General features: G+C 59.2%; 19 protein-coding genes. 6 read left to right on the top strand and 13 right to left on the bottom strand.

Annotation, left to right across the window (positions count from 1 at the left end):
• Positions 1 to 5: 5 nt before the first annotated feature.
• A complete protein-coding gene (locus ACR0I8_RS03575) occupies positions 6 to 1019 on the bottom strand; it encodes a hypothetical protein (protein ID WP_170374266.1) in 1014 nt (337 codons plus the stop codon).
• A gap of 138 nt (positions 1020 to 1157) precedes the next feature.
• On the opposite strand from ACR0I8_RS03575, the gene ACR0I8_RS03570 reads away from it, so the two are divergent.
• From ACR0I8_RS03570 to ACR0I8_RS03560, 3 genes are all read left to right on the top strand, one after another.
• Positions 1158 to 2093, top strand: a complete 936-nt coding sequence (locus ACR0I8_RS03570; RefSeq protein ID WP_170688965.1) for a DMT family transporter — start codon at positions 1158 to 1160, stop codon at positions 2091 to 2093.
• Positions 2090 to 2752 carry a sulfotransferase family 2 domain-containing protein gene (locus ACR0I8_RS03565; protein WP_170688964.1) on the top strand — a complete coding sequence of 221 codons (663 nt, stop codon included), beginning with the start codon at positions 2090 to 2092 and terminating at the stop codon, positions 2750 to 2752. The genes ACR0I8_RS03570 and ACR0I8_RS03565 overlap by 4 nt, the downstream gene beginning before the upstream one ends.
• A gap of 162 nt (positions 2753 to 2914) precedes the next feature.
• Entirely contained in the window at positions 2915 to 3700 is a 786-nt protein-coding gene (locus tag ACR0I8_RS03560; RefSeq protein ID WP_480702744.1) for a Hint domain-containing protein, read from the top strand.
• Between the two features lie 42 nt (positions 3701 to 3742).
• On the opposite strand, the gene ACR0I8_RS03555 is transcribed toward ACR0I8_RS03560, so the two are convergent.
• The 8 genes from ACR0I8_RS03555 to ACR0I8_RS03520 all read right to left on the bottom strand — a co-directional run bounded on the left by ACR0I8_RS03555 (position 3743) and on the right by ACR0I8_RS03520 (position 11469).
• On the bottom strand, positions 3743 to 5944 hold the full coding sequence (locus ACR0I8_RS03555) for a 3-hydroxyacyl-CoA dehydrogenase NAD-binding domain-containing protein (protein ID WP_170688963.1): 2202 nt from the start codon (positions 5942 to 5944) through the stop codon (positions 3743 to 3745).
• Positions 5937 to 6425: a cupin domain-containing protein gene (locus ACR0I8_RS03550; protein WP_170688962.1), complete on the bottom strand. Its 489-nt coding sequence runs from the start codon at positions 6423 to 6425 to the stop codon at positions 5937 to 5939. The genes ACR0I8_RS03555 and ACR0I8_RS03550 overlap by 8 nt, the downstream gene beginning before the upstream one ends.
• Positions 6425 to 7636 carry an acetyl-CoA C-acetyltransferase gene (locus ACR0I8_RS03545; protein WP_170465656.1) on the bottom strand — a complete coding sequence of 404 codons (1212 nt, stop codon included), beginning with the start codon at positions 7634 to 7636 and terminating at the stop codon, positions 6425 to 6427. Before ACR0I8_RS03545 ends, ACR0I8_RS03550 begins: the two co-directional genes overlap by 1 nt.
• A gap of 11 nt (positions 7637 to 7647) precedes the next feature.
• Positions 7648 to 8286: a glutathione S-transferase family protein gene (locus tag ACR0I8_RS03540; RefSeq protein ID WP_170374253.1), complete on the bottom strand. Its 639-nt coding sequence runs from the start codon at positions 8284 to 8286 to the stop codon at positions 7648 to 7650.
• A 61-nt stretch (positions 8287 to 8347) separates the two neighbouring features.
• Entirely contained in the window at positions 8348 to 8560 is a 213-nt protein-coding gene (locus ACR0I8_RS03535) for a hypothetical protein (RefSeq protein ID WP_170374251.1), read from the bottom strand.
• 55 nt (positions 8561 to 8615) lie between these two features.
• Complete coding sequence (locus ACR0I8_RS03530) at positions 8616 to 10397, bottom strand: acyl-CoA dehydrogenase C-terminal domain-containing protein (RefSeq protein WP_170688961.1); 1782 nt, start codon at positions 10395 to 10397, stop codon at positions 8616 to 8618.
• A 45-nt stretch (positions 10398 to 10442) separates the two neighbouring features.
• Positions 10443 to 10844, bottom strand: coding sequence for a MerR family transcriptional regulator (locus ACR0I8_RS03525; RefSeq protein WP_170465668.1), 402 nt, complete (start codon positions 10842 to 10844; stop codon positions 10443 to 10445).
• 256 nt (positions 10845 to 11100) lie between these two features.
• A complete protein-coding gene (locus tag ACR0I8_RS03520) occupies positions 11101 to 11469 on the bottom strand; it encodes a MerR family transcriptional regulator (RefSeq protein WP_170374244.1) in 369 nt (122 codons plus the stop codon).
• 111 nt (positions 11470 to 11580) lie between these two features.
• Between ACR0I8_RS03520 and ACR0I8_RS03515 the strand changes: the two genes are divergently transcribed.
• From ACR0I8_RS03515 to ACR0I8_RS03505, 3 genes are read left to right on the top strand one after another with little or no spacing between them, the layout of a single operon-like run.
• On the top strand, positions 11581 to 12000 hold the full coding sequence (locus ACR0I8_RS03515; RefSeq protein ID WP_170465671.1) for a PaaI family thioesterase: 420 nt from the start codon (positions 11581 to 11583) through the stop codon (positions 11998 to 12000).
• Position 12001: 1 nt separating this feature from the next.
• Complete coding sequence (locus ACR0I8_RS03510; RefSeq protein ID WP_170374239.1) at positions 12002 to 12520, top strand: PaaI family thioesterase; 519 nt, start codon at positions 12002 to 12004, stop codon at positions 12518 to 12520.
• A 2-nt stretch (positions 12521 to 12522) separates the two neighbouring features.
• Complete coding sequence (locus ACR0I8_RS03505; protein WP_170688960.1) at positions 12523 to 13839, top strand: MATE family efflux transporter; 1317 nt, start codon at positions 12523 to 12525, stop codon at positions 13837 to 13839.
• On the opposite strand, the gene arsC is transcribed toward ACR0I8_RS03505, so the two are convergent.
• Genes arsC through ACR0I8_RS03485 form a run of 4 tightly spaced genes read right to left on the bottom strand, consistent with a single transcriptional unit; the run spans position 13836 to position 15995 of the window.
• Positions 13836 to 14177 carry an arsenate reductase (glutaredoxin) gene (gene arsC / locus ACR0I8_RS03500; protein WP_170688997.1) on the bottom strand — a complete coding sequence of 114 codons (342 nt, stop codon included), beginning with the start codon at positions 14175 to 14177 and terminating at the stop codon, positions 13836 to 13838. The genes ACR0I8_RS03505 and arsC overlap by 4 nt on opposite strands.
• Positions 14174 to 15232, bottom strand: a complete 1059-nt coding sequence (locus ACR0I8_RS03495) for a quinone-dependent dihydroorotate dehydrogenase (protein WP_170688959.1) — start codon at positions 15230 to 15232, stop codon at positions 14174 to 14176. The genes arsC and ACR0I8_RS03495 overlap by 4 nt, the downstream gene beginning before the upstream one ends.
• Positions 15229 to 15660: a DUF1330 domain-containing protein gene (locus ACR0I8_RS03490; protein WP_170688958.1), complete on the bottom strand. Its 432-nt coding sequence runs from the start codon at positions 15658 to 15660 to the stop codon at positions 15229 to 15231. The genes ACR0I8_RS03495 and ACR0I8_RS03490 overlap by 4 nt, the downstream gene beginning before the upstream one ends.
• Positions 15657 to 15995: a DUF952 domain-containing protein gene (locus ACR0I8_RS03485; RefSeq protein ID WP_170688957.1), complete on the bottom strand. Its 339-nt coding sequence runs from the start codon at positions 15993 to 15995 to the stop codon at positions 15657 to 15659. The genes ACR0I8_RS03490 and ACR0I8_RS03485 overlap by 4 nt, the downstream gene beginning before the upstream one ends.
• Between the last annotated feature and the right edge of the window lie 29 nt (positions 15996 to 16024).

Below are 16024 nucleotides of genomic sequence, written 5' to 3'. Positions count from 1 at the left end.
CCTGATCACTCGCTGCAGATGTTTTGAAGCTGGACCCAATCGCGGTCCGGCAACACCTGTTCCAACGTGCGCCCGGCCATTGGGTCGGCCTCGATCAGGCCAAGAACCGTTTCCCCTGTCACATCCCGCGCATAGGCATATGGGGTCGAGGGCAGGGCGGCCTGTGCAAAAACCGCCAGCAGTGCCTCATCTGTCAGAGAAGGACGGGGTTCAGACAGGACTTGCTCGGTATAGCTGTCGACGATCTCGGGCGTCAGGCCCCCGGTCGTCAGCAGGCGAAAGGCCGAGGAGGCGCCGGTTCTGTCCAGAACATCATCCAACGGGTCTTGAGCATCGATACGGGCGCGCTCGGCGATGACATAGCCGGCGGCCACAGCTGGGTCTTCATGATCCTCGACCAAGGCCCGGTTCAACAAGACCGTCCCGCCCGGCAGGCTGAGGCTGTCCTGCACCCCGGCGGGCAGGATGATGATCTGCCGTACGCCCGTGCGCTTGGCCAGCCGGTCCAAAGAGGCCTGCGCATCGCGTGAGGCACAAGCGCGCCCCGAGACCCGCTCGATTCGTTTCAGAATCTCATCGCCGATGTCCTGCCGTTTGACCTCGGGCACGACCGAGACCACGTGGTTTTGCAGTGCCCCGGGCAACCAAAGCAGCAACACCGCCAGCACAGCGGCGACGACGCCTGCGACGCTGAACCAGCGCAACCGACCGGGATGCGGGCGCGAGCGGTCGATGGCGCGCTGCAGTCGGTCGATGGCCTCAAGCATGGTCTTTTCGCTTTCGGCCAGCTCCAGCGTTTCGTCCGGGTCGCCGTCAGGGTTGAAAATCGCGGGGAAACTGCCCGGATTTTGACGCTCCAATGCGGCCAGAGACCAGTGCGTCAGCGCCCGGTCATTGAAATCCGAGATCGTCAGGGTCGCCTTACCGATTGAGACCACAACCTCGCGCCGCTGTTCATCGGGCGAGGAGCGCCACAGACCGGTGGCTTCGATCCGCTGGTACTGTTTCAGGGCCGTCATCTGGATTGGGCTGCTCGTGTTTTTCTTATGCCAAAGCATAGCATGTGGAAATCGCGGGGCGCAAACCTGTTGCGCAGGCTTTCAGAAATATGCTGGATGGCACAAGCGCTGTTGCGCGCATCTAACCCGAGGCAGGACATGCAGCCAGGCAAAGAAACGCTCCCTTTTTTGGCCTCGGTGCTGATGGTCTCGGCAATGGCCATTCTTGGCGTGATCGATAACGTGGTGATCCTGCTGGCTGAAACCATAGGGCTGTGGCAGTTCCATCTCAGCCGTGCTGTTTTGATGTTGCCTCTCATCATCGGGCTGTCCCTGCTGGGTTTGGGAAGTCTGCGGCCAAATCGGCTGCGGTTTGTCTTGCTGCGTAGTGTTCTGATCGCGACGGGCATGTTGTTCTATTTCGCCTCGCTGGCGTTGATGCCGATTGCGCAGGCCTTGGCGGGTTTGTTCACCTCACCGATGTTCGTGCTGTTGATATCGGCGCTGGGGCTGAAACAAGTCATCGGACCATGGCGCATCGGCGCGGTTCTACTGGGGTTCGTGGGCATCCTGTGCGTGTTGCAACCCAACCCGACTGAGTTCGACTTCAGGACCTTTCTGCCTGTTGTCGGAGGATTCTTCTACGCGCTCAGCGTGATTGTCACGCGGACCTATTGCTCGGATGAAAGCACGGTCGCCCTTCTGGCAAACAACATGCTTGTTCTGGGTGTTGCAGGGGCCATCGGCTTGATCGTATTCACAGCCTTTCCCGCATCTGGCCCCGACGGTCCCGAAGGTTTTGTGACCCGTGGTCTGGTCTTCGATATGCGCGCCGCCTTGCCATGGGTCGCGGTTCAGGCCGTCGGGTCCACGGTGGCCGTCTTCATGATGATCAAGGCCTATCAGGTCGGAGAGCCTTCATTCGTTGCCGTGTTCGAATATTCGATCATGATCTTCGGGCCACTGTTCGCCTGGGTCGCCCTTGGACAGACGATCGGAGTGACGCAGATCTTTGGCATCGGTCTGATCGCAACAGCGGGCGCGGTTTTGGGCTGGAGAGCCAGGCGCGCGGCCCCCGAGCAGGAGGTCGCATGATCATTTCTCGCGGCCGCCGCTACGTGTTCGTGCACATGCCCAAGACGGGGGGAACCTCACTGGCCTTGGCGCTGGAGCAGCGGGCCATGAAGGATGACATCCTGTTAGGAGACACGCCCAAGGCCTTGAAACGGCGGCGGCGCGCCAAGGAACTGACCGCGCGGGGGAGGCTGCACAAACACGCGACGCTTGCGGATATCGACGGGGTGTTGCCAGAGGGCGAACTTGAGGCAATGTTTGCTTTCACGTTGGTCCGCAACCCATGGGATCGCATGGTCAGCTATTACCACTGGCTGCGATCTCAGAGCTTTGCGCATGAGGCCGTCACCCTGTCGCAGCAATTGGAGTTCGAGTCTTTTGTCCTGCACCCAACCATTCGTCGTTCGTTTCAGGACCATCCGGCGCGGCGCTACATGACCCGCGCGGATGGAAGCGAACAGTGCCAACTGTTCATACGGTTGGAACAGTTCGAACAGGACGCGCTGCCTCTGTTTCGCCATCTGGAGTTTGAGGTGGAATTGCCCCATATCAACCCCTCGAACCGGCAGGCAGACTATCGGGCGTACTATTCCGACAAGTCCGCCCAATCAGTGGCAGAAGCCTGCGCAGAAGACATCGAGAGATTCGGCTACTTTTTTGACGTTACGTCCGGCTCATAGTTTCCGATTGGTCGATAAACCCATTTTTGGAGGGCCTTCTGTTGCGGGAAACCCTTCTTTTTAACCCAAATTGGGCGTAAATACGGCCAAACTAAGACGGAAAGCCGCTGCGACTGCTATCTCTTGAGATGTGAGTATTTGTGCCAAAAGGGGGTTCGGCACGTGTTGGAAGTAGTGAGTTTTTCGGATGTTTCCGAGTATCAGGACGATGCGGATCTGCCAGTAGCGCTGGACGCAGTGTCATCGCGCAGAGGAGGGTTCCTGCACGGAACCAAAATCGCGACCACCAGTGGATGGAAGCTGATCGAACGTATCGCCGCTGGCGATCTGGTTCGAACGCTGGATCACGGTTTCAAAGAGGTTCGCAGGGTCTCAACCAGTTGGGTCAATATCCCGGCAGGTGAGAGGCGGTCGGCCCATCTACCGATCTTTGTGCCTGCGCGGGCGGCTTATAATGGGCGGGCGGTCTGGTTGATGCCGGAACAGGGTGTCGCGCTGGATCGCGGCAAACTGGACCTGACGGATCAAGGTGTATCGGTGGTGCCTGCGCGGCTTCTGGACGGGGCCTGTCGGTTGTCCTCGCAGTCGCCGGGATCGTCCTTCGAGGTCACGACACTGTTCTTCGATCAGGACGAGGTGATCTATATCGAGGGTGGCTTGCAAGCCTATTGCCCTTCTGGGCGCTTCAGCCGCACGTCTGGTCAGGCAAAAGAGTATGCGGTGGCTGACGAAGACGCTGCGACTGCGTTGGTCGGTGCGCTTGCTGCAAGTGGTGAGATTTCCGCACTTGCAAACCCTTTGGGCGCTTTGCCTGCTCCGATCCCGACGGATCCGATTTTCCCGATCCGCCCCGCGGCGGGTATTCGCAGGCCCGGACGGCCGGGTCGACCAAGTGCGCCGGTTCTGTTTCTCCGGCCTGAATGGCAAACCGCTCCGGCTGTTCAGTAAGGAAGACGCAGGCGCAAGGGGAGTTGCGCCTGCGTCGTTGTTTTAAGCGGCTTTGGCGTCCGGGTTGAACCGGCCGTAGAAGCTCTGACCTTTTTCAGCCATTTCACGCAGCAGGGGCGGGCAGGCGAAACGCTCGCCATAGGCCTCGGCCAGTTGATCGCAACGTTCGGCTGCGTAGGGCGTGCCGATGATGTCCAACCAGCTGAGCGGACCACCGGACCAAGGCGCAAAGCCCCAACCCAAAATCGCGCCCACGTCACCTTCTCGGATGTCTTCCAGAACACCTTCTTCCAGCGCACGGACGGCTTCCAGAACCTGTGCGAACATCAGACGTTCCTGCACTTCGATCAGTTCAGGTTGCTCGGCGACCAGCGGGTACTTGTCCTGCAGACCCTTCCAATATTCGACGCGCTTGCCCTTTTCGTCATAGTCGAAGAAACCAGCATTGGCCTTGCGACCCAGACGGCCCTGTTCCTCCATCCAAAAGATCAGATCGTCCGAGGGGCTTTCGGGATAGGCATTGCCCATCGCCGCCTTGGTCGCCCGTGCAATCTTGGCACCCAGATCAATCGAGGTTTCATCGGTCAGCTGGATCGGTCCCACCGGGAAGCCCAGCTGACGCGCCGCGTTGTCGATCAGGATCGGGCTGACGCCCTCGGTGATCATGCGCGCGCCTTCGTTGATGTAAGGGATGATGCAGCGGTTGGCGTAGAAGAAGCGCGCATCGTTGACCACGATTGGCGTCTTCCGGATCTGGCGCACATAGTCCAGAGCCTTGGCGACGGCGCGATCACCAGTTTCCTTGCCTTTGATGATCTCGACCAGGAACATCTTCTCAACGGGTGAGAAGAAGTGGATGCCAATGAACTGCTCGGGCCGGACGGAGGCTTTTGCCAGATCGGTGATCGGAAGGGTCGAGGTGTTCGAGGCAAAGATGCAATCCTCGGGGATGATCGCCTCGACCTTCTTGGTCATCTCGGCCTTGACGCCGGGGTCTTCGAACACGGCCTCGATGATCAGATCGCAGCCTTTCAGATGCTCCAGATCAGGGGTGGCTGTGATGCGGGCCAGCAGGGCCTCTTTTTTCTCAACCGTGGCTTTGCCGCGCTTGATGCCCTTGTCCATATAGCTTTCGGAATAGGCCTTGCCCTTGTCGGCGGCAGCCTGATCACGGTCGACCAGAACAACCTCCATCCCGGCCTGTGCCGAGACCAGAGCGATACCGGCACCCATCATGCCAGCGCCCAGAACACCGACCTTTTTAACGTGCTGATCGGCCACATCTTTGGGGCGGACCGCGCCTTTCTCCAAGGCTTCCTTGTTCAGGAACAGCGACCGGATCATGGCCGACGACGACGGGTTCATCAGGACGTTGGTGAACCAACGCGCCTCGATCTTCAGGGCGGTGTCGAAGTCGACCAGCGCCCCTTCATAGATCGAGCTCAGCAGAGCCTTGGCAGCCGGGAAGGCGCCTTGGGTCTTGCCGTTCACCATCGCGTTGGCACCAACGAAAGTCATGAAGCCAGCAGGGTGGTAGGGCGCACCGCCGGGCATTTTGTAGCCTTTCGCGTCCCAAGGCTTGACCAGATCGGCGTCCTTGGCGTTCAGAACCCATTCCTTGGCTGCTGCGACCGGATCGTCCGAAACATCGTCGACCAGCTGAGCGCCCTTGGCTTTCTTCGGATCCATCATCTTGCCTTCCAGCAGGACCGGAGCGGCCGCCATCGCACCAACCATACGGCTATAGCGCATGGTGCCACCACCACCGGGGAAGATGCCCAGCAGGATCTCAGGCAGGCCAATCTTGGCCTTGGCGTTCGAGGTCATGACGCGGTGATGGCAGGCCAGAGCGATCTCGGTCCCGATGCCAGCGCAGGTGCCGTTGATGGCACAGGCGATCGGCTTGCCGCCCTTCTTGGTCTTGGGGTCCATGCCCGCCAGTTCCATCTTGCGCAGGATGTGGTGGCCGCCCATGACGAAGTCGAACAGCGCTTGCGCCGGTTCATCACCGGCCTCCTGACGGATGGTGGCGAGGGTATTCAGGTCCATGCCGCCCGCGAAAGAGCCTTCTTTGCCCGAGGTGATAACGATCCCTTTGATCTCATCATCGCTCAGGGCCTGATCGATCAGCTGGCTGACCTCCTGAAAGGCCTCGCGGGTCAGAACGTTCATGGATTTGCCCTGGGCATCCCAGGTCACAAAGGCGACGCCGTCTGCGTCTTTGGTCAGAGTGAAATCAGTCATTGTCATCTCCAATCTGGTCAGCCGTCAGCGGGCTGCCGTCTTTTCGGGTGAAAGAGAATCCGTTCTCATCATCCTTCACCATCATGTCTATGTCGCTGTAGTAGCCGGTCTCGGTCGGGGTCCGAGTGCCCACCACCAAAAAGGTCGCGGGCGCATCGGTCTTGTTCACAAGGTGATGGCCGTTGGCCTCACCTGCAGGCCACGCGGCGCAGTCACCGGGCAGCATCTCATGCTCACCATCGTCGTCGATCAGCACGCATTTGCCGCTGAGCATGACGGCAAACTCGTCCTGCTCCATGTGGTAGTGGCGCAGCGAGGACAGAGCCTGCGGTTCAAGCCGTACGATGTTGACCCCGAACTGGGTCAGTCCGCCTGCATCTCCGACGCCTTGGTTGAAACGGCCAACGACCGCTTCTGCGAGTTTGCCGGGATAAGACGAGCCACCCTTGAACGGGATCTGAGAAAGATCCAGCTTGGGCATCAGACCCGCTCGATAATGGTTGCCGCACCCATGCCGGACGCAATGCAGAGCGTGGCGAGACCGGTCTCCTTGTCCTGACGCTCCAGCTCATCCAGCAGCGTGCCGATGATCATCGCACCGGTAGCACCCAGCGGGTGACCCATTGCGATCGAGCCGCCATTGACGTTTACCAGCGCAGGATCGACGTCGAACGCCTGCTGGAAGCGCAGCACGACCGAGGCGAAGGCTTCGTTCACTTCGAACAGATCCAGATCGCTGATTTTCATGCCGTTGTCGGCAAGGATCTTCTCGGTCACCGGAACCGGGCCGGTCAGCATGATGGTCGGGTCGGTGCCGATCTTCGCGGTTGCCTTGATGCGGGCGCGGGGTTTCAGGCCGTATTTCTCACCGAATTCCTTGTTGCCGATCAGAACAGCGGCTGAGCCGTCAACGATGCCCGAGCTGTTGCCCGCGTGGTGGATGTGGTTGATCCGCTCCAGATGCGGGTATTTCAGCATCGCGACTTTGTCGAAGCCGGGCATCTGCTCACCCATCATCTGGAACGACGGGTTCAACGCGCCAAGGCTCTGCATGTCGGTACCGGGGCGCATGTATTCATCGCGGTCCAGAATGGTCAGGCCGTTCTGGTCCTTGATGGTGATGACCGATTTCTCGAACCGGTTGTCTTCCCAAGCCTCTGCCGCGCGTTTCTGAGATTCTACGGCCAGTGCGTCGGCGTCGTCGCGGCTGAACCCATACTCAGTCGCGATGATGTCGGCCGAGATACCCTGCGGTACGAAATAGGTGTCCATTGCCAGCGTCGGGTCTACGGCAATCGCAGCACCGTCGCTGCCCATGGCCACGCGGCCCATCATCTCAACACCGCCCGCGATATAGGCCTCGCCTGCGCCGCCTTTGACTTGGTTCGCAGCCAGGTTCACGGCTTCCATGCCCGAGGCGCAGAAGCGGTTAATCGCAAGACCGGGGATCGACTGGTCGAGGTCAGAGGCCAGAACCGCCGAGCGCGCAAGACAGCCGCCTTGCTCCATCACCTGCGTAACGTTGCCCCAGATCACATCCTCAACGGCGTGGCCTTCGAGGTTGTTGCGTTCTTTGATCGCGTTCAAGGTCAAGGCGGACAGGCGCACCGAGGTTACCTCGTGCAGGCTGCCATCCTTACGGCCCTTGCCGCGCGGAGTGCGCAGGGCGTCATAAATGTAAGCTTCGGTCATGGGTCTTCTCCTTAAGCTCGATCCGACGGGTTGCCGGGCATCAGGTCATAGGGGTGTTTCCAGCCGGGCTGCTCGGACAGGCGAGTTAGCCAGGCGTCGATGTTGGGCCAGTCGGCACGGTCAAACCCGAATGGTTCGGGATAGTAGAGGTAGCCGCAGCAGCTAAGATCAGCGTTGGTCACGCCATCCCCAACAATCCAGTCGCGGCCATTAAGGTGGTTGTTCAGAACATCGTATGCCGCTTTCAGACGGCCTTGGTTGAAGGCAATCACATCGGCATTGCGGTGTTCCTCGGCCAGGAAGTTCATCAGGAAGCGCGTCATGCCGGCCATAGAGCTGAGTTTGTGGTTATCCCACAGCACCCAGCGAAGGATCTCGTAATTCTCTTCCCGCGTCTTGCCGCCGAACTTGCCGGATTTTTCGGTTACATAAGCCTGAATCGCACCAGATTGGGAGGTTTTGAAATCACCGTCGATCAGGAAAGGCGCTTCGCCCATTACGTTGACGTCCGAGCGGAACTCGGGGCTGCGGGTGACACCTTTGAAGAAATCGACAAAAACCGGCTCCCACTCGAGGCCGGACATTTCCAGCGCCAGAGCGGCTTTGTATGAATTTCCGCTTTCACCGAAGCAGTGCAGTTTTATGGTCATGCGGTCGCCCCTCCCGTGGCTTTTTTTTGCATCGTCCGCCCAAGCTTTTCGGCCTTGGTGCCTAGCGCTTGCGTGCCTCCAACTCGGAATTGAATAGACGCAACCGATGGGTCAGGTTGTCTTCGTCGATGACGCTGTTGAAGTTCTCGAACAGAAAAGACAGCGCTTCGCCTTCATCCAACCCGGCCTCGCGGGCGAAGCCGCGGAGTTTGCGATAGCCGTCCTCGGTCATGGCGACCGGGAAACGGCGGGTCAGGCGAAAGCGTTTGGGCATTCTGTCTCCTCCGAATAGTAGGGCCCGAGTTGTGATGCCCGAGCCCAGACTTTGATCAGAAGTTCGCTGCGTCCAGAACCATCACCGTGTCGGCGCCGGTCTGAATGCGGGAAAGATGCATCGCTGTCGCGGGCAGGCGGCGGGCCATGTAGAACCGACCGGTATTGATCTTGGTCTCGTAGAACTCTTTGTCCGAGGCCCCACCGTCCAGCGCGTCTTGAGCGGCCTTCGCCATCTGTGCCCACATCAGGCCCAGGCAGACGTGACCGAACATGTGCATGAAGTCATAAGACCCGGACAGAGCGTTGTTGGGGTTCTTCATGCCTTCTTGCATAAAGTACATGCCAGCGGCCTGCAGATCCTTGGATGCGGCTTTCAGCGGTTCGATGAAGGCTTTGTCATAGGCTTCGTTCTGGCCCGCGTTTTCCTTACAGAAGGTTTTGACCATTTCGAAGAACGCCATGACGTGCTTGCCGCCATCCTGCGCCAACTTGCGGCCGACAAGATCAAGCGCCTGAACGCCGTTCGCGCCTTCGTAGATCATGGCGATACGGGCATCGCGGGTGTATTGCGACATACCCCATTCTTCAATGTAGCCATGGCCGCCATAGACCTGCTGAGCCTGAACGGTCATGTCGTAACCTTCGTCCGTCAGGAAGCCCTTGATGACCGGTGTCAGCAGCGAGATCAGCCCATCGGCGTCCTTGTCACCCGAGCGGTGCGCCTTGTCGATCATAGTTGCGCCCCACAGGATGAATGCACGCGCGCCCTCGGTGAAGCTTTTCTGATCCATCAGGTTGCGGCGGATGTCGGGGTGAACGATCAGCGGATCGGCGGGGCCGTCCGGGTTCTTCACACCTGTAACGTCGCGGCCCTGCAAGCGGTCTTTGGCGTATTCAACAGCGTTCTGATACGCAGCTTCGGCCTGCGACAGGCCTTGCATGCCCACACCCAGACGCGCTTCGTTCATCATGGTGAACATGGCGCGCATGCCTTTGTGTTCGTCGCCCAGCAGCCAACCGGTGGCCTCGTCATAGTTCATGACGCAGGTCGAGTTGCCGTGGATGCCCATCTTTTCTTCGATCTTGCCGACCGAAACACCGTTACGCTCACCCACAGATCCGTCTTCGTTCACGATGAACTTGGGCACGATGAACAGCGAAACGCCCTTGATGCCCTCGGGGCCGTCGGGGATTTTGGCCAAAACCAGGTGGATGATGTTGTCGGCCATGTCGTGATCACCGGCGGAGATAAAGATCTTCTGGCCCGAGATTTTATAGCTGCCGTCGCCCTGAGGTTCTGCTTTGGTGCGCATCAGACCCAGATCGGTACCGCAATGCGGCTCGGTCAGGTTCATGGTGCCGGTCCATTCGCAACTGATCATGTTCGGCAGGTATTTGTTCTTCTGCTCGTCTGAGCCGTGCGCCAGAATGGCCGAGGCTGCACCGTGGGTCAGGCCCTGATACATCGTGAACGCCTGGTTCGCGCCAGAGAACATCTCTCCCACGGCCGTTCCAATCACGTAAGGCATGTTCTGGCCGCCATACTCTTGCGGCATGTCGAGGCCAGTCCAGCCGCCTTCTTTCATCTGCTCGAAGGCATCTTTGAAGCCTGTGGGTGTGTACACGATACCGTTTTCCAAACGGCACCCTTCAGTGTCGCCGACAACATTCAACGGGTGAAGAACATTGGTGGCGACCTTGCCAGCTTCTTCCAGAACGGCGCCGGTGAACTCGGCCTCTAGTTCGTTGTAACCCGGAATGTCAGATTCCGAGATTTTCAGGACATCATGCAGGATGAACTGAGTGTCTTTTGTTGGCGCGTTGTAGACGGGCATGTGAAGCTCCCTTAATTCATATGTCCGGGTGACTGGCTGACGAGGTTACTCGGCGGCCTTCTTTTCGGTCTTCATCGAGGCGATGACTTTCTCGCCCCAGCGCAACTGCTCTTTCAGATCATCGATGGCCTGTGTCAGCTCTTCACGGCGCGATTCCATATCGGCCAGACGTTCGCACGCGATTTCATAGGTACGCGACATCTGGGTCACCTGCTGGTCGCCCACGTGATACAGGTCCAGAAGCTGGCGAATTTCCTCAAGGCTGAAACCAAACCGCTTTCCGCGCAGGATCAGCTTCAGCCGCGCGCGGTCGCGTTTGGTGAACAGACGCTTCTGACCCTCGCGGATCGGAAACAGAAGTTCCTTCGCCTCGTAGAACCGCAAGGTGCGGGGCGTGACATCATAGGTCTCGCACATTTCACGGATGGTCATCAGATCTTCGGTCATTCGTCATACTCTCGTCACTGGCGTCGTCCGAATAGAGTTGCGCAGTTGCTGGACGCTTTACAACATGTAGGTGACGTTTACGTAATCCAGACGCTGCGTCATTTCTAAGTTGACGTAACTTCCAGTCGCGTAATGACGGGTTTTGCGAAATTTTCTTTCCCTAGGGGCAAGGGAAATTCGTCCTCAGACTGGTCCTAGGACGCGATTCCAAGGTGTATTGCTTGTTCTCACCAGAACCCTGAAGGGCCGGGGTGTTCTACTTGATGGACTTAGCCGTTTGGTCCCGAAGCTGTTTGAGGGCATCCATCGCCTCGTCAAGCTGCGCGCGCTGCTGGCGCAGCTCTTCCATCTGACGATCGGCCATTTCCACAAAAGTTGCCATCTGCGCTTCGTTGCCTTGATCTTCGTAGATCAACAGCCATTGGCGAATCTCTTCCAAAGGAAACCCGAATTTCCGGCCGCGCATGATCAGGGTCATGCGGGCGCATTCTCTGGGGCCATAGTACCGGGATCGCCCTTCACGATCGGGCTGCAAGAGCTCGATATATTCGTAGTAGCGCAGAGTGCGCGGAGTCACGTCGAACTCGGCACACATCTCTTTGAATGACAAACGGTTGTCGGACATTCGGGGTCTCCTCGGCAGCAACCTAGGACGTCATGCGAACAAGCGCAACAGGTGGGCTTGCCCTTTGATCGGATGGCGGCTCATAAAGGGGCAAGACAACAGGATATCACCATGGTCGACAAAGCAAAGCTAGCCCGCCAGTTTATCGAAGCCATTCCGCATGCGCGTGCGATGGGCCTTCATCTTAGCCAGATCGGGGAAGGTGAAGCCGAGATAACAATGCCTTACAACGAAGATCTGATCGGAGATCCGCGCACGGGCGTGATCCACGGTGGCGCGATTTCGACCATCCTGGATACCTGCTGCGGGGCCGCAGTCATGAGCCACCCGTCTTCACCGGGCGGAACAGCGACGATTGATTTGCGCATCGACTATATGCGCGCCGCCACGCCAGGGCAGAGCATCACCGCGCGGGCCAATTGCTATCACATCACCCGAAATGTGGCCTTCGTGCGGGCAACGGCGATGGATGACGATCTTGACCTGCCAGTGGCGACCGCCTCGGGGTCGTTCACGGTTGAGGGGAAGTAATATGGCCCGTTCCCGTCCCGAACCCATGCAAGTGGTCAAACAACGGCGCGACGCCGCCTTGCGCGCTTTGGTCGATGGCGTGCCCTATATCCGGTTTCTCAATATCAGCTTCGACCGGCGCGGGGATGAGCTGACCGGCGTGCTGAACTTTGACGAGAAACTGATCGGCAACCCGTTTCTTCCAGCACTTCATGGTGGCGTTACCGCGGCGTTTCTTGAGGTCACTGCCGTCATAACGCTGAGTTGGGAGCACATGTTCTCGGACATCGAAAGCGGCGAAATTGATGCCGAGGCCATTGTTACGGATGAATCGATCCGCTTTCCCAAAACCATCGACTTTACGGTCGACTACCTGCGCTCGGGCCTGCCGCGCGACGCCTATGCGCGCGCCTTTGTGAACCGGGCCGGACGGCGATATGCCTCGGTTCGGGTTGAAGCGTGGCAGGACAATCATGCCAAGCTATTTGCGCAGGCGACAGGGCATTTCCTGATGCCGCAACAGCCCCGCGACAAGGGCTGAGAATGCAGGATGCCTCGGCACCCATAACTCACAAACGGGTGCTGAAGATCGCGGTTCCCATTGTGTTGTCGAATGCGACTGTACCGATCCTTGGCGCGGTGGACACCGGCGTTGTCGGGCAGATGGGGGCGGCTGCTCCGATTGGCGCGGTGGGCATGGGCGCGGTGATCTTGTCCGCAATCTACTGGATTTTCGGCTTTCTTCGCATGGGCACAACGGGCCTTGCTGCGCAGGCACGCGGGGCCGGAGAGAGCGCCGAGATGCGCGCCTTGCTCATTCGCGGGTTGATGCTCGGGGGGGCTGCAGGCATTGTGTTTATCCTTGCCCAGGTCGCGATCTTCAGTGGCGCGTTCTGGTTATCCCCGGCCAGCCCCGAGGTTGAAACACTCGCTCGCTCGTACTTAGAGATTCGGATCTGGGGCGCACCCGCGACCATTGCCCTATATGCGATCACAGGCTGGCTAATCGCGGTCGAGCGGACACGGGGCGTGTTCCTGCTACAGATCTGGATGAACGGTCTGAACATCGTACTGGACCTGTGGTTCGTTCTGGGGTTGGGCTGGGGCGTCGAAGGCGTGGCGATTGCAACCCTGATCGCGGAGTGGACCGGTTTGGCACTGGGTCTGTGGCTGTGCCGGGACGGGTTTGCCGGGCAAATCTGGCGCGACTGGCCGCGCATTTTCGATGCCACGCGGCTGCGCCGAATGGTGCAGGTGAACGGAGATATCATGATCCGGTCGGTTCTGCTGACTGGCTCGTTCACCACCTTCCTTTTCGTCGGGTCCGATTTGGGAGACGTCAATCTGGCGGCCAATCAAGTGCTGCTTCAGTTCCTTGAAATCACCGCTTTTGCGCTAGACGGATTCGCCTTTTCCGCCGAGGCGCTGGTCGGAGGCGCGGTTGGTGCACGTGACCGATACCAAGTGCGGCGCGCCTCGCTCATGGCGTCTCAGTGGGGTGTCGGTGGCGCGGTGCTTCTCAGCGCCGTTTTCTTCTTTGTAGGTCCCTCGCTGATTGATCTGATGTCCACCTCTCCCGAAGTACGCGAGGCGGGACGCACGTTCCTGTTCTGGGCGGCTTTGGCCCCGATCATCGGTGTCGCAAGCTGGATGTTTGACGGTATCTATATCGGGGCCACATGGACCCGCGACATGCGCAATGCGATGTTGCAATCGGTGGCGATCTATGTGGTCGCTTTGTTCATTCTGGTGCCCGCGTTCGGCAACCATGGCCTGTGGGCCGCGCTGATGGTTCTGAACCTTGCGCGCGGCGTGACGATGGGCTGGCGCTATCCGAAGCTTGAAGCTCAGGTGGCTTAGAGCAGGGCGAGTAGATTTTCAGGCGGGCGGCCAATTGCTGCTTTACCGCCCGAGATGGCCAGAGGACGTTCGATCAGGATCGGGTTGTCCGCCATGGCTTGGATCAGCTCCGCATCCGGCGCGTCCTTTGACAGGCCCAGCTCCTTGAACCGTTTCTCGCCCGTGCGCATCATCTTGATGGCTGGCAGGTCCAGCAGAGATTGCGCAACGCGCAATTCGTCGACCGAGGGAGCGTTCTCAAGGTATTTCCGAACCTCGATCTCTGCACCGCGCTCCTCTAGCAAAGCCAATCCCATGCGGGATTTTGAACAACGCGGGTTGTGCCAATATTCGATCACAGCCAATCCTCTCGCTTGCTGCCCACAGCCTGAGCCACGGTGTCAAACCCATCGCGGGCCAAAAGGTCATCCAGACCCTGCGCAATATCGGCGGCCAAGGACAGGCCGCCATAGACCATCGCGGTGTAAAACTGCACTGCCGACGCGCCTGCGCAGATTTTGGCGTAGGCTTGTTCCGCTGAGCTGACACCGCCCACACCGATCAGAGGGATTTTGCCATCGGTCAGCTTACTCAATCGGGCCAGAACGCGGGTAGACTTCTCAAACAGAGGGGCACCGGACAGGCCGCCTTTTTCGTCCTTGTGCGGGCTGCGCAGCCCATCGCGCGACAGGGTCGTGTTGGTGGCGATGACCGCATCCACGCCCGTTTCCGAGGCCACTTCGGCGATGTCCTGCAATTCATCCTCGGTCAGGTCAGGCGCGATTTTCAGGAAAATGGGCAGAGGGCGCGGCAGTGCATCGCGCGTCTCGATCACACCACTCAACAAAGCGCCAAGGGCCGCCTTGCCCTGAAGATCGCGCAGTTTTTCGGTGTTTGGGGAGGAGACATTGACCGTCGCGAAATCTAGATGCGCGGCGCAATGGGCCAGCACTTTGGCAAAGTCGCCGGGCCTGTCATCGCTATCCTTGTTGGCACCGAGGTTCAGGCCGATCACCGCATCCTTAGGACGGTTGGCCAACCGTTCGGCCATCACTTCCATACCTTCATTGTTGAAGCCAAAGCGGTTGATGGCGGCTTTGTCCTCGGTCAGGCGGAACAGGCGGGGTTTCGGGTTGCCGGGTTGCGGGCGCGGGGTCACCGCTCCGACCTCGATGAACCCAAACCCTGCGCGGGAAAGAGGGGCCAGAACCTCTCCGTTCTTGTCGAACCCGGCGGCGAGGCCTACGGGGTTGGGCAGGCGCAGCCCTGCGAGTTCGGTCTGTAGACGCGATGACGTCACCGGTCCGGGCGTTGGGGCCAGGCCGGCCTGCAAGGCCTTGATCGACAGACCATGGGCCGCTTCAGGGTCCATACGGTGCAGGGCGGCGAGGCCCAGTTTCTCGGTCAGTTTCATCCGAAAGACGCGCCTCCTTGCGCGGTGCCGCAGCGGATCAGGCGGGAGGTTGCGACAGCGGCCTGACGGTGAACCACCGCAGACCGGTAAACCGGGTCTGTTACCATTTCAAGAAACGCATGGGCTGTAGGATATCGGGCGATGAACACTTCATCCCAAACCTCGTCCTGCGGTCCGATCAATGTGGTCTGAAACGCCCCACGCCACAGGATTGACGCACCGATTCTGGCGATGATTGGGGCGGTTTCAGTCCCGTAGTGGCGATAGGCTTCGGCGCCTGTCAAACCCTGATCCGCCAAGGCGTGGCCCACCGGATAGTTGGCCTTGGCGCGAAACCTGATAAAGTCTAGCATCTCGATAGGTTGATCCCGATCCAATGCCTTGAAGGCTTCGAACTGTTCACGATCGGGATCAATATAGGCGGTCATACCATCTCGCTCGGGAATTGGTGAGTTTGGCCATCGAAGGGCAGGGGGCGGGACCAAACCACATCGCTGAGCCGGATTTGGCGGTAGAGATGTGGAAACAAGGCCCCACCGCGCGAAACTTCCCATTTCAAGTCGTCGCCCATGGCGTCAACGTCGCAGCCAAGCAGTGTCAGACCTTCAACCCCAGCAAAGTGTTTGGCCGCGGTTTCCGCCGCCTGTTCGGCTGTCGAAAAATGGACGAACCCGTCAGCGATATCAATTGGCGCGCCATCAGTTGCGCCATTTGCCTGCAACGCGGCCCATTCCTCGGCCCGGAATATCTTGTAGATCAGCATGAGGGTCTGATGCCCCGCATAGCCCGTGG

This window comes from Ruegeria sp. BG9, from assembly GCF_056538305.1.
This window is presented reverse-complemented; position numbering and strand designations above follow the sequence as displayed.

What these genes read in the sequence shown, in the direction of transcription:
- ACR0I8_RS03575 (WP_170374266.1), bottom strand. Translation starts at nt 1,019, where the DNA reads ATGACGGCCCTGAAACAGTACCAGCGGATCGAAGCCACCGGTCTGTGG.
- ACR0I8_RS03570 (WP_170688965.1), top strand. Translation starts at nt 1,158, where the DNA reads ATGCAGCCAGGCAAAGAAACGCTCCCTTTTTTGGCCTCGGTGCTGATG.
- ACR0I8_RS03565 (WP_170688964.1), top strand. Translation starts at nt 2,090, where the DNA reads ATGATCATTTCTCGCGGCCGCCGCTACGTGTTCGTGCACATGCCCAAG.
- ACR0I8_RS03555 (WP_170688963.1), bottom strand. Translation starts at nt 5,944, where the DNA reads ATGACTGATTTCACTCTGACCAAAGACGCAGACGGCGTCGCCTTTGTG.
- ACR0I8_RS03550 (WP_170688962.1), bottom strand. Translation starts at nt 6,425, where the DNA reads ATGCCCAAGCTGGATCTTTCTCAGATCCCGTTCAAGGGTGGCTCGTCT.
- ACR0I8_RS03545 (WP_170465656.1), bottom strand. Translation starts at nt 7,636, where the DNA reads ATGACCGAAGCTTACATTTATGACGCCCTGCGCACTCCGCGCGGCAAG.
- ACR0I8_RS03540 (WP_170374253.1), bottom strand. Translation starts at nt 8,286, where the DNA reads ATGACCATAAAACTGCACTGCTTCGGTGAAAGCGGAAATTCATACAAA.
- ACR0I8_RS03535 (WP_170374251.1), bottom strand. Translation starts at nt 8,560, where the DNA reads ATGCCCAAACGCTTTCGCCTGACCCGCCGTTTCCCGGTCGCCATGACC.
- ACR0I8_RS03530 (WP_170688961.1), bottom strand. Translation starts at nt 10,397, where the DNA reads ATGCCCGTCTACAACGCGCCAACAAAAGACACTCAGTTCATCCTGCAT.
- ACR0I8_RS03525 (WP_170465668.1), bottom strand. Translation starts at nt 10,844, where the DNA reads ATGACCGAAGATCTGATGACCATCCGTGAAATGTGCGAGACCTATGAT.
- ACR0I8_RS03520 (WP_170374244.1), bottom strand. Translation starts at nt 11,469, where the DNA reads ATGTCCGACAACCGTTTGTCATTCAAAGAGATGTGTGCCGAGTTCGAC.
- ACR0I8_RS03515 (WP_170465671.1), top strand. Translation starts at nt 11,581, where the DNA reads ATGGTCGACAAAGCAAAGCTAGCCCGCCAGTTTATCGAAGCCATTCCG.
- ACR0I8_RS03510 (WP_170374239.1), top strand. Translation starts at nt 12,002, where the DNA reads ATGGCCCGTTCCCGTCCCGAACCCATGCAAGTGGTCAAACAACGGCGC.
- ACR0I8_RS03505 (WP_170688960.1), top strand. Translation starts at nt 12,523, where the DNA reads ATGCAGGATGCCTCGGCACCCATAACTCACAAACGGGTGCTGAAGATC.
- ACR0I8_RS03495 (WP_170688959.1), bottom strand. Translation starts at nt 15,232, where the DNA reads ATGAAACTGACCGAGAAACTGGGCCTCGCCGCCCTGCACCGTATGGAC.
- ACR0I8_RS03490 (WP_170688958.1), bottom strand. Translation starts at nt 15,660, where the DNA reads ATGACCGCCTATATTGATCCCGATCGTGAACAGTTCGAAGCCTTCAAG.
- ACR0I8_RS03485 (WP_170688957.1), bottom strand. Translation starts at nt 15,995, where the DNA reads ATGCTGATCTACAAGATATTCCGGGCCGAGGAATGGGCCGCGTTGCAG.